16 protein-coding genes are annotated in these 16693 nt (G+C 45.7%); 15 read left to right on the top strand and 1 reads right to left on the bottom strand.

The genetic code is table 11. The features are described from left to right. Positions 1-96: 96 nt before the first annotated feature. Positions 97-948 (top strand): pantoate--beta-alanine ligase, encoded by an 852-nt coding sequence (gene panC, locus HMPREF9140_RS02725; protein ID WP_006951600.1) that lies wholly within the window; start codon positions 97-99, stop codon positions 946-948. A gap of 7 nt (positions 949-955) precedes the next feature. After that, positions 956-1300 carry an aspartate 1-decarboxylase gene (panD, locus tag HMPREF9140_RS02720; protein WP_018571936.1) on the top strand — a complete coding sequence of 115 codons (345 nt, stop codon included), beginning with the start codon at positions 956-958 and terminating at the stop codon, positions 1298-1300. A 46-nt stretch (positions 1301-1346) separates the two neighbouring features. Here the strand turns inward: panD and HMPREF9140_RS02715 are convergent, their stop codons facing one another. Beyond that, positions 1347-2186, bottom strand: coding sequence for a YwqG family protein (locus tag HMPREF9140_RS02715; protein ID WP_238300653.1), 840 nt, complete (start codon positions 2184-2186; stop codon positions 1347-1349). Between the two features lie 469 nt (positions 2187-2655). Between HMPREF9140_RS02715 and HMPREF9140_RS02705 the strand changes: the two genes are divergently transcribed. The 13 genes from HMPREF9140_RS02705 to HMPREF9140_RS02645 all read left to right on the top strand — a co-directional run bounded on the left by HMPREF9140_RS02705 (position 2656) and on the right by HMPREF9140_RS02645 (position 16609). Then, positions 2656-3699, top strand: a complete 1044-nt coding sequence (locus HMPREF9140_RS02705) for an asparaginase (protein WP_006951596.1) — start codon at positions 2656-2658, stop codon at positions 3697-3699. 152 nt (positions 3700-3851) lie between these two features. Further along, positions 3852-5519: an AMP-binding protein gene (locus tag HMPREF9140_RS02700; protein ID WP_006951595.1), complete on the top strand. Its 1668-nt coding sequence runs from the start codon at positions 3852-3854 to the stop codon at positions 5517-5519. A gap of 26 nt (positions 5520-5545) precedes the next feature. Next, complete coding sequence (locus HMPREF9140_RS02695) at positions 5546-5962, top strand: PaaI family thioesterase (RefSeq protein ID WP_006951594.1); 417 nt, start codon at positions 5546-5548, stop codon at positions 5960-5962. Positions 5963-5973: 11 nt separating this feature from the next. Further along, positions 5974-6999 carry an isochorismate synthase gene (locus tag HMPREF9140_RS02690; RefSeq protein WP_006951593.1) on the top strand — a complete coding sequence of 342 codons (1026 nt, stop codon included), beginning with the start codon at positions 5974-5976 and terminating at the stop codon, positions 6997-6999. Continuing rightward, positions 6992-8587 carry a 2-succinyl-5-enolpyruvyl-6-hydroxy-3-cyclohexene-1-carboxylic-acid synthase gene (gene menD / locus HMPREF9140_RS02685; RefSeq protein WP_006951592.1) on the top strand — a complete coding sequence of 532 codons (1596 nt, stop codon included), beginning with the start codon at positions 6992-6994 and terminating at the stop codon, positions 8585-8587. The genes HMPREF9140_RS02690 and menD overlap by 8 nt, the downstream gene beginning before the upstream one ends. Positions 8588-8593: 6 nt before the next feature. Continuing rightward, entirely contained in the window at positions 8594-9421 is an 828-nt protein-coding gene (gene menB, locus HMPREF9140_RS02680; RefSeq protein WP_006951591.1) for a 1,4-dihydroxy-2-naphthoyl-CoA synthase, read from the top strand. Between the two features lie 304 nt (positions 9422-9725). Continuing rightward, positions 9726-11102 (top strand): MATE family efflux transporter, encoded by a 1377-nt coding sequence (locus tag HMPREF9140_RS02675; protein WP_006951590.1) that lies wholly within the window; start codon positions 9726-9728, stop codon positions 11100-11102. 8 nt (positions 11103-11110) lie between these two features. Then, positions 11111-11752 carry a cytidylate kinase-like family protein gene (locus HMPREF9140_RS02670; RefSeq protein WP_006951589.1) on the top strand — a complete coding sequence of 214 codons (642 nt, stop codon included), beginning with the start codon at positions 11111-11113 and terminating at the stop codon, positions 11750-11752. After that, positions 11749-12900 carry a dTDP-glucose 4,6-dehydratase gene (rfbB, locus tag HMPREF9140_RS02665; RefSeq protein ID WP_006951588.1) on the top strand — a complete coding sequence of 384 codons (1152 nt, stop codon included), beginning with the start codon at positions 11749-11751 and terminating at the stop codon, positions 12898-12900. The genes HMPREF9140_RS02670 and rfbB overlap by 4 nt, the downstream gene beginning before the upstream one ends. Before the next feature lie 57 nt (positions 12901-12957). Next, positions 12958-14139, top strand: coding sequence for a formate-dependent phosphoribosylglycinamide formyltransferase (purT, locus tag HMPREF9140_RS02660; RefSeq protein ID WP_006951587.1), 1182 nt, complete (start codon positions 12958-12960; stop codon positions 14137-14139). Between the two features lie 12 nt (positions 14140-14151). Then, positions 14152-14571: a sugar 3,4-ketoisomerase gene (locus tag HMPREF9140_RS02655; RefSeq protein WP_006951586.1), complete on the top strand. Its 420-nt coding sequence runs from the start codon at positions 14152-14154 to the stop codon at positions 14569-14571. Beyond that, positions 14571-15512, top strand: coding sequence for a GNAT family N-acetyltransferase (locus tag HMPREF9140_RS02650; RefSeq protein ID WP_006951585.1), 942 nt, complete (start codon positions 14571-14573; stop codon positions 15510-15512). The genes HMPREF9140_RS02655 and HMPREF9140_RS02650 overlap by 1 nt, the downstream gene beginning before the upstream one ends. Beyond that, a complete protein-coding gene (locus HMPREF9140_RS02645; protein ID WP_006951584.1) occupies positions 15509-16609 on the top strand; it encodes a DegT/DnrJ/EryC1/StrS family aminotransferase in 1101 nt (366 codons plus the stop codon). Before HMPREF9140_RS02650 ends, HMPREF9140_RS02645 begins: the two co-directional genes overlap by 4 nt. Positions 16610-16693 lie beyond the last annotated feature (84 nt).

The following is a 16693-nucleotide window of genomic DNA, read 5'->3' as shown; positions in this document are numbered from 1 at the left end:
ATTTTCAGCCTTGTCAGGGTAGCTATATTTTCAGAAGCAGGCTGAATCATTTAGATAATTTTGTTGTTCCTTTGCAAATGAAAAATGTGAGTATTGATGAAAATATTCGAGAGTATTTCAGATCTACAAAACGAGCTTTTTATCATTAGAAAAGAAAGAAAAACTGTGGGCTTAGTGCCAACCATGGGGGCACTGCATGAAGGACACGCATCACTTGTTCAAAGGAGTACGAAAGAAAACGACGTGACAGTTGTTTCTATATTTCTGAATCCAACACAATTCAATGATAAGGATGACTTGAAACGGTATCCGCGCACAATGGATGACGATTGCAAACTGCTTAAAGAATGTAAAGTAGATTATGTTTTCGCGCCTTCTGAAAAAGAAATATATCCTATGCCCGACACCCGTCGCTTTGAGTTTCCTCCTCAATCAACCGTTATGGAAGGTGCTAAACGACCCGGGCATTTCAACGGGGTTTGCCAAATAGTTAGTCGATTATTTTACATCATTAAGCCTGACAAAGCTTATTTCGGCGAAAAAGATTGGCAACAAATTGCCGTAATCAAACGCCTTGTGCCCTACATCGGCTCAACTACGCAGATTGTTGAATGCCCCATTATACGCGACGCCGACGGATTGGCAAAAAGCTCTCGCAACACTCTGCTTAGTGCCGACGAACGCCTCATTACCCCTAAAATCTACCAGGTTCTAAGCGAAAGTTTGGCATACGCCCAAGATCACACCGTTGAGGAAGTTCGCAATTACGTTGAAAGCGGCATAAATTCGGAAGAAATGCTCAACGTGGAATATTTTGAGATTGTAGACGGCAACACACTCCTACCTGTCGACTCTTGGAACGACAGCCCTTACATTGTGGGCTGCATAACCGTTTATTGCGGCCGAACCCCAATCAGGCTGATTGACCACATCAAGTATAAAGGATAGAAACAAAATGATGATAGAAGTATTAAAGAGCAAGCTGCACCGCGTTGTTGTTACCGAAGCGAATCTCGACTATATGGGCAGTATAACCATAGACGAAGCCCTTTTAGAAGCGGCCGGAATGATTGCTGGCGAGAAAGTTCAGATAGTAGACAACAATAACGGCGAGCGTTTGGAAACCTATATAATAAAAGGTGAACGCAACTCGGGCTGTATATGTTTAAATGGTGCCGCTGCCCGAAAGGTTCAGGTGGGCGATATTTTAATAATTATAAGCTATGCCCTGATGGATTTTGAAGAGGCCAAACATTTCGAGCCGAAAGTTGTTTTCCCCAAGTCGGGAAACAAACTATAACCCCACGCCGCCAAGAAGAAAAGGTTAACCCACACTAAAAGAAACTTTATGGGCAATCCCAATTATAGAGCACTTTCGAAAAGTCGCGACGTTTAAGATCTTCCCAATTAATGAAGAAATTACCGATTCCGACGTCTCCCCATAAAAGTATATCCTCGTCCTCGTCACTAATCGAATCGAGCTGCAACAAAACAGTATCGTAGTAATTATCGTTACGCGGGTCGCTCTGCGTGAAATAAGGATAACCCAGCACATTATTCAAACTATTTTCTCCCAGCACCCGCCTTATTTCGTCAAGTTCGTCGCCGAAATAATCATACGCATCAAGTTCGCCTTTATCTTCGTGGAATATGTCGAAAAGAATGGCGTTCACAATGGCGTCGAAATCGTCAGGAAAATCAGGCGTGATATAACATGTTTTCTTAACAAGTTTGATTAAACATTCCCGTTCCACAGGCACGGCCGAATATTCTTCAGCCCTTTTTATTCCCAGCTCCTCAACTTGTTCAGCCGTTACCGAATCGTCTATCTCGTCATGATAAACCACCCTGAAACCATCCTGAACATCGGGGTGTTCTAAGTCAAGCCCCATCATCAAATCATCTTCGTCGTTCGAGATAAAGAATTGCAATAATCCTTTCTTCGGTAACGGTGTCTCTACATTTTCCTTATCGAAGTTTATCTGTGCCAGCAACACCAGTTTTTGTCCTTTACTATTGGTTGGATATTCCATAGAAATCGGCCAATAGGGCAATCCTCCGATTTTCGAGTCGGTTATGAATGGTTTGCGTTTGCGTTTTGTTTCTAAGCTTATACGATAGGATTCACGGGCCGTACGACGCTCAATTTCAGCTATAATCTCTTTTGTTTTTTCACAGAGTCTCATTTTTTGAATATTTATCAATGTCTGGGCTTACTTATTATGTGTTTATGTGCTACAAAGTTAAGTAGATGTTCATAATTAAACATATCCTATTGCATGGAGCCATATTATGCGGTCCATTTCGATCCTAATCGTCATAGGAAATATACGCAAAACAAGAGGATAGATACTGGGAATATAAAAGGTACTATCGTTTTTGCAAAAAGGTACTATCGTTTTCGGCAAAAAGTACTATCGTTTTACCCAAAAAGTACTATCGTTTTACCCAAAAAGTACTATCGTTTTACCCAAAAAGTACTATCGTTTTTGGCAAAAGGTACTATCGTTTTTGACGAAAGGTACTATCGTCTTTGATGAAAGGATAAATCAGGATGTTCAAGAGGAGATAAAAAAGGAAACATAGGTCTACTTTTCAATATCTAGTGACGTACCTTTGCCCACGTTAACGAAAGCGCTAATAATTAATAAAAACATGAACAGAACAAACAAAGTGTTGCTCATCTACACGGGCGGAACAATCGGAATGGGATGCGACCCCAGAACCGGAGCACTCGAACCGCTCGATTTCAATCATCTGGCCAAGAACGTTCCGGAGTTCGAGCAAATTCAACCTGACATTGACACCTTTCAGTTCGTACCGGCCATTGATTCATCTGACATAACACCGGCAAGATGGGGCGAAATTGTGAAACTGATAACCAAACGATACTATAACTACGACGGATTCGTGATTCTGCACGGCACCGATACCATGGCTTATACAGCTTCGGCACTGTCGTTCATGTTTGAGAACCTAACCAAACCCATCATCCTCACCGGGTCACAACTACCCATAGGACAACTTCGTACCGACGGAAAGGAAAATCTCATGACAAGCATCGAACTAGCTGCAGCCTATCATTCGGACGGTCGACCGATGGTACCGGAGGTGTGCGTCTACTTCAACGGTCATTTGTTGCGAGGCAACCGCTCTACGAAACAAAATGCCGAGGAATTCAATGCTTTCGACTCGTTTAACTATCCGCATCTATGTGAGGCAGGAGTCAACTTCACCTTTAAGGAGCACAACATCATGCAACCCGATTATAAGCGGCCAATGGTTCCGCACACAAAGCTCGACAGTAACGTAACAGTATTCTCGCTCTTCCCCGGTGTAGAGGAGCGAATAGCTCGCCACATCCTGGAAGCTCCCGGATTGCGAGGCATTGTAATGCGAACCTACGGAAGCGGCAATGCCCCACAATCGTCATGGCTAACCAGGCTACTCAAAGAAGCTTCCGAAAATGGAGCAGTTGTTGTGAATGTGAGCCAATGCATCAGCGGGAAAGTTGAAATGAACAGATATGGCGCAGGTTATCAACTCAAAGACTCCGGAATTGTAAGCGGTTACGACAGCACTGTCGAGGCTGCAGTAACCAAACTGATGTATCTCCAGGCACAGTTCAACGACCCAAACCTTATTCGCAAACATATGAACAGGTCGATTGCCGGAGAAATAACCATCGACGAATTCTGAAAATAATCTCTCTCTCTGAATTGTATAAGCCGGACATCGCTGAAAAGTTTTGTCCGGCTTGTTTTTGAATCGAGATTAATCTGCACACTACTTTTGGTTTTGATTTGAGCAGTTAAACAACTAATTTTGCACGTAAACTATTAATTTGCGCAATGAAAACAACGCCTAATTTTAATTCTTACATCAAGAAAAGCATTACTGAAAATTGGGATAGAGATGCCCTGACCGACTATCATGGAGCCACGTTGCAATATCGTGACGTGGCGCGGAAGATTGAAAAACTGCACATCCTTTTCGAACATAGTAACATCAAACAGGGAGATCGTATCGCTCTTTGCGGGCGTAACTCGTCGGCCTGGGGAGCAGCTTTCTTAGCCGTGCTCACCTATGGGGCAGTAGCTGTACCAATTCAGAACGAATTCACAACCGAGCAGGTCTACAACATCGTGAACCACTCGGAAGCCCGGCTACTTTTCGTGGGCGATGTTGTTTCGCCAACATTCGATGCCGAATGTATGCCGAACTTGGAGGGCATCGTTTACATTCCGGACTATTCGCTGGTTATGTCGCGCTCGGAAAATCTCACTTATGCACGCAATAATCTCAATGCCATTTTCGGAAAGAAATATCCTAAGTTCTTCCACTCCGAACACATAAACTATTATATCGATTCACCCAACGACCTTGCACTCATCAATTACACTAGCGGAACCACGGGTTTTTCGAAAGGAGTGATGTTACCCTATCGTGCCCTGTGGGGAAACCTGGATTGGACATTCAGCGTATTCGGGCCGAACGTTCCGCGTGGATCTAATGTTGTAAGCATTCTGCCCATGGCCCATATGTATGGATTGATGTGCGAATTTTTATTCGAATTCTGTGCCGGTAATCATATTTTCTTCCTCACACGATTGCCCAGTCCGTCGTTCATATCCGAAGCCTGTGCCGAAATAAAACCGGCTGTCCTAATAGCCGTCCCAATGATTATTGAGAAAATCATACGCAAAAAAATCTTCCCTTCCATACAAAGCAAATCAATTGTTATGCTCATGAAGATGCCTGTGATTAGTCGGAAAATTAAAGAACACATTCGCGCGATAGTTATGGAAGCATTCGGTGGAAATGTGTATGAAGTGATGGTGGGTGGCGCACCTCTGAATCAAGAAATAGAGCGTTTCCTAACCGAGATTGGATTCCCGATTACTATGGGTTATGGAACAACCGAAACCGGTCCGATGATAACTTTCAGCGATTATAAAGATTTTGTGAGCGGTTCGTGTGGAACTGTTGTGCCTCACATGGAAGCAAAGGTATTAAGTCCCGACCCAAAGAATATTCCAGGCGAAATTGTGGCCCGTGGACTGAACGTTATGCAAGGCTATTTCAAGAATCCAGAAGCAACACAAGCCGTCATAGATAGTGGCGGATGGTTTCATACTGGCGATTTGGCAACTGTTGATGAAACGGGACACTTTTTCATCCGCGGTAGAATCAAAAACATGCTACTAGGGTCAAATGGCCAAAATGTTTATCCTGAGGAAATCGAGAATAAACTGGCTTCAATGACGATGGTGAGTGAGTGCATCATCATTCAAGACTGCGATAAGCTAGTTGGCCTAGTATATCCCGACATGGAAGAGGCATATGCCATGGGATTCACAACCGAAGACATAAACAAAATCATGGAACAGAATCGTCGAAAGTTAAATGAATCTTTACCAGCTTTCAGTAGATTGAAAGTAATTGAAGTATGTCACGAAGAATTCAAAAAGACTCCAAAGAAAAGTATTAAACGTTATCTCTATCAGCGCGCGGTTTAGAGCGCTTTTCAATCCAAGAAAAACAAATGAATATAGAAGAGCAGCTAAATATAATTGAGAACCAGGACGGGTTAAGCCATACGCTAGGAATGCAATTCATTTCGACCCCTGAACCCGATACGCTAATTGCAAAAATGGCCGTGGACGACCGCAACAAACAACCGTTCGGATTTCTTGCGGGAGGTGCTTCGCTTGCCCTAGCCGAGAATCTGGCTGGAATTGGTTCAATGGGTGCCTGCCCGGGTAAGATGGCAATGGGAATAAACGTAAGTGGAAATCACGTGAAGGCTATGCCTTATGGCGGAACCGTCACAGCTTACGGAAAACTGGTTCACAAAGGACGAACACTACACGTGTGGCACATCGACGTGAAAAACGACGACGATGAACTTATCTCAACCGTACAGGTGACGAATTATGTTGTAGATGTACCTACAAAATGATATAAAATCTGATGACTTCGATTGTTCTTTACAAACTGCCTTCTGAAAAGATTTACCGAAAACTTGTGCACGACGAAAAGCCTCAACTCTTCTCAAACCTAAAGCAGCTTGACGGCAAAGAAGGATTCGTCATTGCACCTTTCATCGTGTCGAAAAGTTGCCCGATTGTCCTTCTCCGAAATAATCAAGTTTGTATTCGAGAAATTGATAACTACAAATCGAACGATTCTAACTCTACATTTTCACCAAGTCTTTCTATAGGCAGAAAAGAATATAGTGCTGACTTCCGACGCTTTCACGCCGAACTACAAAGCGGAAATTTCGATAAGCTGGTTCTTTCGCGCTCCATAAATATTCCTATAAACAGCCAACTTTCTCTCGAAAATTTTTTCTTAGAGGCGTGTCGACTCTATCCACAGCTATTCGTGGCATGCTTCGACACTCCGGCAACGGGTGCATGGCTAATGGCTACACCCGAACTTCTACTAGGCAAAAGCAAGAATTTGTGGCACACAATGGCACTGGCCGGAACAATGGGTCACGATACAACTCAGTGGAGCAAAAAGAATATATTGGAACAGGAACATGTAGCAGAATACATTCGCAGCTGTCTAAAAGAACACGCAACCAACATCGATGAAAGTGGTCCCTACTCGGTTAAAGCAGGCCACTTGCAGCATCTGCAAACCGATTTTAACTTCACTCTGTCAAACAACAATCATCTCGGAACATTGCTCGATTCGCTACATCCTACGCCGGCAGTGTGTGGATTGCCTAAGAGTGAAGCCTTGAAGTTCATCGCAGCCAACGAGCACAATAATCGTGAATACTATAGTGGATTTGCTGGCCGACTTTCTGTAAACGGTGAAACTGACATATATGTATCGTTGCGATGCATGAAAATCTACTCGAATCATGCAACACTTTTTGCTGGTGGTGGACTTATTAACCAAAGCTCTGAAGAAAACGAATGGCGCGAAACTGAAGCTAAACTGCAAACGATGGCCCGATTGATAGTAACACACAACTATGTATAGTAACAAAGAAAACGTAAATATCCTCACCTCACTCCTCATCGACTTCGGAATCAAAAAGGCAGTTGTTTGTCCCGGTTCGCGCAATTCACCGATTGTACACAACCTATGCTCGTGCGGCAGAATGAAGTGTTATCCTGTGACCGACGAGCGCTCGGCAGGATTCTTTGCCATCGGATTAGCTGAAGCTCTCAACATGCCGGTTGCGGTGTGCGTCACATCGGGGTCTGCACTACTCAATCTAGCTCCCGCCGTGGCAGAAGCTTATTATCGGAACATTCAACTGATTGTCGTTTCGGCCGACCGTCCGATACAGTGGATTAGCCAATCAGACGGACAAACCATCCGACAACAATCAGCACTCGAACCCAACATAAGAAAAAGTGTATCGTTGCCCGAGCCGACCAATGCCGAAGAACGATGGTTCTGCAACCGGCTCATTAATGAAGCTCTAAACGAAACTAGACGGCACGGCGGCGGCCCAGTTCACATAAACGTCCCGATATCCGAACCGCTTTTTGTCTATACCACGCCCTTTTTGCCCTGCGAACGCACAATCATGATCCATGATTCAACTATCAACAGAACGGCTCTCGAAACGATTCTGAAAGAAGAAATACTGAAAGCCGACCGTCCCATGCTCGTACTCGGTCAACTTCCAAAGTATATGCTTGGGAATATCGAAACAATAGAAAAGGTTTGTCTCGTATTGCGCGAACGACCTGCCAACAACAGTTTACAGCCCCAACCAATCGACCAGATACTTTCTGCTGGTATAGATGAAAGTATGCAACCCGACGTCATTATATATATAGGCGGAACCATAGTAAGCAAACAACTCAAAAGATTCCTACGAAATTGTAGCAACGTAAAGAGCATCTTGATAGACGACCGCGCCGAAATACGCGACACATTTATGAATCTAAGTCATGTTGTCGAAGCCTCGCCCGACGAAGCTCTGGATACAATAGTCAGCATAGCCGGCAAGTTAAAGCCAGGGAAGTTCGTCAAGAGCTGGCATGACGCCATAAGACAAGCCTGCCAAACCATAATGCAACAACCGCTCGACTATTCGTACGAATGGGCTGTGCGCGAACTGTTCAAACAACTTCCTAGAAACGTCGAAACGGTTTGTGGAAACAGCACCGCCATTCGCCTAGCAAATAAATATTCCGACAGATATATCTTCGTTAATCGCGGAGTCAACGGTATTGAAGGTTCGCTCTCAACAGCTGTGGGACATTCGGTTGCCGTAAAACACACGCAGGTGTGCTGTATCATCGGCGACCTCAGTTTTTTCTACGATCAGAACGCCCTATGGAATCAAAACCTAGGCAACAATCTCCGTATAATTCTCCTCAACAATCACGGTGGCGGCATATTCCGTCAGCTACCAGGTTTAGAGCAATCGCCTTTCCGCGACAAATTCATCGCCGCAGCCCATGTAACATCGGCACGCGAAGTGTGTTGTGCGCATAAGCTCGAATATTTAGAGGCACACAACAAAACCGAATTCAACAATGCGCTCGAATCATTCTTCAACCGAAAAGAACGCTCGGCGCTCCTGGAAGTATTCATCGAAATAGAATAAACATAAATGAAAACAAGAACTTGGCAACCCATCGAAGGATTCAACTTTAAGGAAATCCTATTCGAAGAATTCAATCACATCGCGAAAATCACCATAAACAGGCCACGCTATCGAAACGCATTCACGCCTCTCACTGTGTGGGAAATGTCGCAGGCGTTGGCTCATTGCAACGAGGCCGCCAATATACGCGTGGTTATTCTCACCGGAGCTGGAGACAAGGCCTTTTGTTCGGGCGGCGACATGAATGTCAAAGGCCGAGGCGGATATGTGGGCGGCGACGGAGTTCCTCGCCTAAACGTTCTCGAAGTACAAATGCAAATTCGCCGTCTGCCCAAGCCTGTTATTGCAATGGTAAACGGCTACGCAATCGGCGGCGGACACGTGTTGCATCTAATGTGCGACCTCACAATAGCATCGACCAATGCCATCTTCGGACAAACAGGTCCGCGTGTCGGCTCCTTCGACGCCGGTTTCGGCGCATCCTATCTTGCAAGAATCGTAGGTCAGAAAAAAGCACGCGAAATATGGTTCCTTTGCCGACAATATTCTGCTGAAGAAGCCGAGCAAATGGGACTCGTAAACCGAATTGTAGAACCCTCCACGCTCGAAAACGAATGTGTTGAATGGGCCGAACGAATGATGGAACACTCGCCACTAGCACTACGAATGATTAAAGCTGGACTTAATGCCGAACTTGACGGACAGGCCGGTATACAACAACTTGCCGGCGACGCCACTATGCTCTACTACACGCTCGACGAAGCCCAGGAAGGTGGCAAAGCTTTCTTGGAAAAACGTAAGCCCGATTTCGACAAATATCCCCATTTCGTTTAGCTCTGTTTCAGCCCCAAAACAAACCCTCTTTACAATGGGGCGTAGGAAGAGTCACGTCTAGTCCTAGGACAGAAAGCATCTGGTCCTACTTTAGATGAGGTCTAGTCCTAGGACAAGCAAGATGTAGGCCTACTAAAGATAAAAATCTGAACATACCAAAATAAAGATTGGGAACAATACCAAATCCCATTCTGAAACAACGTATTCAACAACCTTGAATGAGCTGCCCGATATGTCGATGTCTCTTTATCCCGAGTTCACCTTATTTACTTACTTTTGCCAAACATAATCCGAAAGAACAGAGATGGATAATAAAAAAGCAACATTAGAACTCGGCACCAAACCCATAGGCAAATTGCTAGCACAATATGCCATGCCGGCTATTGTTGCAATGACCGCCGCTTCACTATATAATATTATCGACAGAATCTTCATCGGCAATATCGTAGGCCCCCTCGCCATCTCGGGATTAGCCATAACCTTCCCATTCATGAATCTAGCAACCGCCTTCGGAGCAGCCATCGGCGTGGGAGCATCTACAACAATAAGCGTGAAACTGGGACAGAAAGATTATCAATCGGCCGAACATATCCTGGGAAACACCATCACACTGAATATTATCATAGGCATCGCGTTCGGTGCGATATGCCTCCTATTTCTCGATCCAATTCTGCGCTTCTTCGGTGCCAGCGACGCAACGTTGCCCTATGCCCGGAGTTTCATGGAAATAATACTGGTCGGGAACGTTTTCTCGCACATGTATTTCGGTATGAACGCCGTACTGCGAGCTGCATCGAAGCCATGGCACGCAATGACTGCCACCATTTTCACGGTGGTGATGAATATTCTGCTCGATATCGTTTTTATCTGGTGGCTCGGCTGGGGAATCCGCGGAGGAGCCGCCGCAACCGTTCTTTCACAAATCATGGCCCTGTGCTGGCAAATGAAACTTTTTGCCGACCAACGGCAGCTTCTACATCTGAAACGAGGAATCTATAAACTCAAGGCTCATTTAGTAAAGAACATTGTAGGCATCGGCGTTTCGCCATTCCTGATGAACGCTTGTGCGTGCGTGGTAATCATTTTCATCAATAACCAGCTGGTTAGCTATGGTGGCGATATGGCCGTGGGAGCATTCGGAATAGCAAATAGCATAGCAATGATTTTCATCCTGTTTGTTATCGGTTTGAACCAAGGCATGCAGCCCATAGCAAGCTACAACTACGGTGCACAGCAAACCAACCGTATGATGCGCGTAGTAAAATATTCCATCTTCGTCGCAACGTGCATAATGATTAGCGCATGGCTCATTTCACACCTCATTCCAGAAACTTGCGCAAGGCTTTTCACAAAAGATGCAAGACTGATTGAGCAATCAACCAAAGCTATGAAAATCTATATGATGGTTTATCCCATCATAGGCTACCAAATGGTTGTTACAAACTTCTTTCAATGCATCGGCAAAGTGCGAATAAGCATATTCCTCTCGTTGTCGCGCCAGCTGCTATTTCTCATTCCACTGCTTATCGTTCTACCCCGATTCTTCGAACTCAACGGCGTATGGGCATCTATTCCAACCAGCGATGTAATGGCTTCCACAGTGGCCGCGGTAATTATGGTCGTGTACATGCGTCGAATCAAGCAGGAAGAACCCATGTATAAAACCAATTCAAAAAAATAAACACCATTATGAACGACAAACTAATCCTGAACATCGGACGACAAATTGGAAGCGGCGGACACATCATTGCCAGTATGCTAGCCGAGGAGTTCGACTGTCGACTCTACGACCGAGAAATTCTCAATCTCGCAGCAAAAGAGAGCGGTTTCTCCGAAAAATTCTTCGAACAGAACGACGAACAAAAAGGATTCCTCAAAAACGTATTCCACATGCAGCTACCACTTATGTCCGCCAACAATTTTTATCAGAGCACTTTTTCACAGGAAAGCTTATATCAATTCCAGAGCGACGCCATCAGGCAAGCCGCCCGAGAAAATAAGCGTTGCGTGTTTGTGGGCAGAACAGCCGACTATGTACTGCGCGACGAGGAAGCAATAAATATCTTCATAACAGCCAATATGGAATTTCGCATCGATAACGTTGCCAAACGGTTGGAATGCAACCGAGAAACGGCTCGTAAGTTCATAGTGAACAAAGAGAGCGAGCGCGCGAAATTCTATAACTACTACACGGGGAAAACCTGGGGAAACGCTGAAAACTACGACCTCTGCATTGACTCCAGTCAGTTAGGACTAGAGAAAACGAAAGAATTCATTACCGCTTTCGTAAGAATGAAAACAGAAAATCAAACAACAAACATATCGATATGAAAACTTATTTAGTTACAGGAGCTGCCGGATTCATCGGCGCAAATTTCATCAAGTATCTACTTCACAAAAAGTATGTAAATGAGGACATCAAAGTTATTATTCTCGATTCACTCACCTATGCCGGAAACCTGGGCACCATCAAAGATGATATCGACGACAAACGTTGCGTGTTCGTTAAAGGTGATATTCGCGACCGCGGACTGCTCGACAGGCTGTTTGAAGACTACGGAATCGACTACGTTGTGAATTTCGCCGCCGAAAGTCATGTAGACCGCTCCATTGAAGACCCTCAACTTTTCCTTAGCGTGAATATTCTCGGAACGCAGAATATCCTTGACGCCGCCCGCCATGCATGGGTAAACGGAAAGGACGAAAAGGGTTATCCAACCTGGAAAGTCGGCAAACGCTATCATCAGGTGTCGACCGACGAAGTCTACGGTTCGCTCGACGGTCCCGACGGATTCTTCACAGAAGAAACCCCTCTCGCACCTCACAGTCCATATTCGGCCAGTAAAACCAGCGCCGACATATTCGTGATGGCCTACCGCGACACCTATCACATGCCAGTGAGCATCACCCGCTGCTCGAACAACTACGGCCCATATCATTTCCCGGAGAAGCTCATCCCACTAATCATTAACAACATCCTCGAAGGTAAACAACTTCCGGTTTACGGCGAAGGACTCAACGTGCGCGATTGGCTATACGTGGAAGACCACTGCAAAGCCATCGATATGGTTGTGAGAGACGGTCGCGAGGGCGAAATATATAATGTGGGCGGCCACAACGAAATGAAAAATATCGACATCGTGAAGCTCACTATCAAAACCATTCACGACATGATGGAGGCCAACAAAGATCTACGCAAACTACTAAAAAAACAGGAGACCGATGCCAATGGAGACATTGACATCAGTTGGATAAACAACGATCTAATCACTCACGTAGCCGATCGTCTTGGTCACGACCAGCGTTATGCCATCGACCCGACAAAGATTAAGAATGAGCTGGGATGGTTCCCCGAAACGAAGTTTGCCGACGGTATCGTAAAAACGATCAAATGGAACCTCGACAATCAAAAATGGATAGAAGAGGTTACAAGCGGAGACTATCAGAAGTACTACGAAATGATGTACAGCAACCGATAAAACAACAATAGCGAGGCCCGAAAAAACAATTCTTCGGGCTTCTCTTTTTTCGGCACTATGAAAAAGATTCTACTATTAGGATCGGGCGAACTGGGCAAGGAATTCGTTATTGCCGCCAAGCGGGCAGGACTCTATGTCATTGCCTGCGACCATTATAATAACGCTCCTGCCATGCAGGTTTCCGACAAGCAAGAAGTGTTCAACATGCTAGACGGCGACAAGCTCGATTTCGTTATAAACAAGTACCAACCCGACATAATTGTCCCGGAAATAGAGGCCATACGAACCGAATACCTCTTCCATTACGAGGAACGAGGTATACAGGTGGTCCCATCAGCGCGCGCAGTGAATTACACCATGAACCGCCGCGCTATTCGCGACCTTGCATCAAAAGAACTTGGCTTGCGTACTGCAAAATATTTCTACGCAAGAACATTCGATGAATTCGAACAAGCCGCGGAAGAGATAGGTTATCCATGTGTTGTGAAACCGCTGATGAGTTCGTCGGGCCACGGACAAAGCTACGTATACAACCACGACGAACTGTCTGAAGCCTATAGAGAGGCAATGGAAGATAGTCGGGGCGACCTGAAAGAAGTAATAATCGAAGAGTTCATAGATTTCGAGAGTGAGTTCACTCTATTAACGGTCACTCAAAATAACGGTCATACGCTTTTCTGCCCACCCATAGGGCACATTCAGAAAGGCGGCGATTATCGTGAAAGTTGGCAACCATTCAGTATTGGCCGTGAAGCCCTCGAACAAGCTGAGCATATTGCCCGCGAAGTAACTACCGCTCTCACTGGTTGCGGACTGTGGGGTGTTGAGTTCTTCCTCACCAAGAAGAACGAGGTGATTTTCTCCGAACTGTCACCCCGTCCGCACGACACAGGCATGGTAACGCTCGCGCACACAACCAATCTCAATGAGTTCGAGCTTCACCTGCGTGCCATTCTCGGTTTGTCTATCCCCGAAATAACTCTCGAGCATAGCGGATGCTCAGCAGTTATTCTCTCGCCCAAAGAATCAAGAACGCCTCTCGAATATAACCTCGACGACGCATGCAACATGGAACGCACACGACTGCGCATATTTGGGAAAACCACTGCGCATGTGGGGCGTCGCATGGGCATTGCACTATGCTACGATAGTCTTGACGCTGACATCCTCCAGCTTCGTGAAAAAACGAAGCGCGCGGCAGCAACAGTTCTAGGAACAAGTCCATACATGGACAAATGAACGAACAATAAAATGAGCAACATCAACGAATCAGGCAGGATAATCGACCTGCATAAAGAAATTGACCGTCGCGGAAACCTCACCGTTGTAGAACAGATGAAAGATATTCCTTTCAATATCTCGCGTGTCTACTGGGTTTATGACGTTCCCGGCGGGAAAAATCGCGGTGGACATGCACACAAGCACTGTCGAGAGCTTCTTGTTGCGGCTAGCGGCTCATTTAATGTTACGCTCGACAACGGTTACGAAAAACGAACCTTCTTCCTGAACCATCCCTATCAAGGACTGCTCATAAACACAAACGTGTGGCGAACACTCGACGATTTTTCATCGGGAGCCCTTTGCCTGGTCATTGCCGAAGACCCATTCTCGGAGGAAGATTATATCCGAGACTACGACGACTTTATAGCCTTCATCAAAGCGAAAGAATAATGTTAGAGGTATTCAGATATACCGCCATTCACAAGGCGCAATGGAACAAGTTTGCCGCCCGTGCACGGCAGAGCTCGTTCCTCTTCCAGCGGGATTATATGGACTATCATGCTCAACGATTTCGCGACAACTCACTCATTGTCATGCGCAACGGACGAATACACGCCCTACTGCCCGCCAACATCGACGGTCAAACGCTATATTCTCATCAAGGATTAACCTACGGCGGACTCATAACCGACAACAAGGCAACAACTGCCGACGTGTGTCAAATATTCAAAGAAATAAACAACTATCTCCGAGCCGAAGGAATCAGGAGGTTGATATACAAGCCCACGCCGTGGATATACCACCTCCTGCCTGCCGAAGAAGACCTTTATGCAATCAGCACCATCTGCAACGCCCATTTAATCGCCCGCCACATTTCGTCGACAATTTGTCCTACCCATCGCCTACCGTTCACAGAAAGTCGCAAAAGCGGAATCCGAAAAGCTCAACGCGAAGCCCTAAAGGTGCGCGAAGCCACTAGCTTCGAATCTTTTTGGAAGATTCTCACTCAAAATCTCGAAAATAAATATCATGTTCGCCCCGTTCACACACTCGATGAAATAGTACTCTTAAAATCGCGATTCCCAGAAGCAATACGTCTCTTTCAAGTTGAAAATCCAAGCGGAACAGTGCTTGGAGGAACCGTGATATACGAAACTCCGCGTGTGGTTCATACGCAATATATTTCAGCTTCGCCAGTAGGAAAAGTCCAAGGCGCCCTCGACCTATTGTTCCACCATTTGCTTACTGAAGAATATAAAGACGTTGAATATTTTGACTTCGGCAAATCGTCCGAAGGCGACGGCCACGACCTAAACACCCAGCTCATTTTCCAGAAAGAAGGGTTCGGCGGCCGAGGCGTTTGCTACGACACTTACGAATGGATATTATGATTGACTATCTTCCCCTAAAACGCATCACGGCGATGCATCTCGACGAAATCCAGCAAGCCGTGGCCCAAACCGTGGCTTCCGGATGGTATTTGCAAGGCGAAAGCGTGGCCCGGTTCGAAAAGGAATACGCCAACTACATCGGCACCTCTCATTGTGTGTCGTGCGCAAACGGACTCGATGCCCTGAGGTTAATTTTCCGAGCCTATATCGAAATGGGAATAATGCGCCCAGGCGATGAAGTAATAGTACCCGCCAACACCTATATCGCCTCCATTTTGGCAATAAGCGAAAACAATCTCATCCCCGTGCTCGTAGAACCCGACATCGACACCCTACAAATAGACAACCGTCTAATCGAATCCCACATAACCGCTCGAACCCGAGCAATACTCATCGTACACCTCTACGGTCGCTGTGCCCACACTACAAACATTGCACGTCTTTGTCAAAAACACAAAATCAGGCTCATCGAAGACAATGCACAAGCCCATGGATGCACTTTTGAAGGCAAACGCACCGGCTCACTGGGCGATGCCGCTGCCCACAGTTTTTACCCGGGAAAGAACCTTGGCGCACTGGGCGACGCAGGAGCGATAACAACAAATAACGAACAACTCGCACAAATTATCAGAACGCTCGCCAACTACGGGTCATCGCGCAAATACGTATTCCCATTGAAAGGAATGAACAGCAGGATGGACGAATTACAGGCCGCCGTTCTGAGTATTAAACTAAAATATCTTGACCGCGACAATCTTCACCGGAAACGAATTGCCCAACGATTCGTCGAAGAAATAAAGAATCGATGCATAATACTACCCCAGGCCGTCGGACGCGATAACGTAAACCACATCTTTCCAATCCTGTGTCCACATCGCAACAGTTTGCAACAACATCTTCAAACCCACGGAATTGGCACACTCATCCACTACCCCATTCCTCCTCATCGTCAGCAAGCCTACGCCGAATGGAACAACATTTCGTTACCAATAACCGAAAAAATCCACAATCAAGAACTATCTCTACCCTGCCATCCTGCTATGACCGACGAAGAAACCACGGCCGTAATCGATTCTCTTAACCGTTTCCACGAATAATCCATAATCTTATATCAATTACCCAGTGTACAGTGCATTCTTTAAACCCCGTTCAGTATAGACTGAAACGGTAGTAACATAATT

This window comes from Prevotella micans F0438 (assembly GCF_000243035.1).
Taxonomy (GTDB): domain Bacteria; phylum Bacteroidota; class Bacteroidia; order Bacteroidales; family Bacteroidaceae; genus Prevotella; species Prevotella micans.
The sequence above is the reverse complement of the archived record's forward strand: the minus strand, read 5'-3'. Positions and strand labels throughout refer to the sequence as shown.

Excerpts from the sequence above, each read along its gene's own strand:
- panC (WP_006951600.1), top strand. The coding sequence starts at position 97 with ATGAAAATATTCGAGAGTATTTCAGATCTACAAAACGAGCTTTTTATC.
- panD (WP_018571936.1), top strand. The coding sequence starts at position 956 with ATGATGATAGAAGTATTAAAGAGCAAGCTGCACCGCGTTGTTGTTACC.
- HMPREF9140_RS02715 (WP_238300653.1), bottom strand. The coding sequence starts at position 2,186 with ATGAGACTCTGTGAAAAAACAAAAGAGATTATAGCTGAAATTGAGCGT.
- HMPREF9140_RS02705 (WP_006951596.1), top strand. The coding sequence starts at position 2,656 with ATGAACAGAACAAACAAAGTGTTGCTCATCTACACGGGCGGAACAATC.
- HMPREF9140_RS02700 (WP_006951595.1), top strand. The coding sequence starts at position 3,852 with ATGAAAACAACGCCTAATTTTAATTCTTACATCAAGAAAAGCATTACT.
- HMPREF9140_RS02695 (WP_006951594.1), top strand. The coding sequence starts at position 5,546 with ATGAATATAGAAGAGCAGCTAAATATAATTGAGAACCAGGACGGGTTA.
- HMPREF9140_RS02690 (WP_006951593.1), top strand. The coding sequence starts at position 5,974 with ATGACTTCGATTGTTCTTTACAAACTGCCTTCTGAAAAGATTTACCGA.
- menD (WP_006951592.1), top strand. The coding sequence starts at position 6,992 with ATGTATAGTAACAAAGAAAACGTAAATATCCTCACCTCACTCCTCATC.
- menB (WP_006951591.1), top strand. The coding sequence starts at position 8,594 with ATGAAAACAAGAACTTGGCAACCCATCGAAGGATTCAACTTTAAGGAA.
- HMPREF9140_RS02675 (WP_006951590.1), top strand. The coding sequence starts at position 9,726 with ATGGATAATAAAAAAGCAACATTAGAACTCGGCACCAAACCCATAGGC.
- HMPREF9140_RS02670 (WP_006951589.1), top strand. The coding sequence starts at position 11,111 with ATGAACGACAAACTAATCCTGAACATCGGACGACAAATTGGAAGCGGC.
- rfbB (WP_006951588.1), top strand. The coding sequence starts at position 11,749 with ATGAAAACTTATTTAGTTACAGGAGCTGCCGGATTCATCGGCGCAAAT.
- purT (WP_006951587.1), top strand. The coding sequence starts at position 12,958 with ATGAAAAAGATTCTACTATTAGGATCGGGCGAACTGGGCAAGGAATTC.
- HMPREF9140_RS02655 (WP_006951586.1), top strand. The coding sequence starts at position 14,152 with ATGAGCAACATCAACGAATCAGGCAGGATAATCGACCTGCATAAAGAA.
- HMPREF9140_RS02650 (WP_006951585.1), top strand. The coding sequence starts at position 14,571 with ATGTTAGAGGTATTCAGATATACCGCCATTCACAAGGCGCAATGGAAC.
- HMPREF9140_RS02645 (WP_006951584.1), top strand. The coding sequence starts at position 15,509 with ATGATTGACTATCTTCCCCTAAAACGCATCACGGCGATGCATCTCGAC.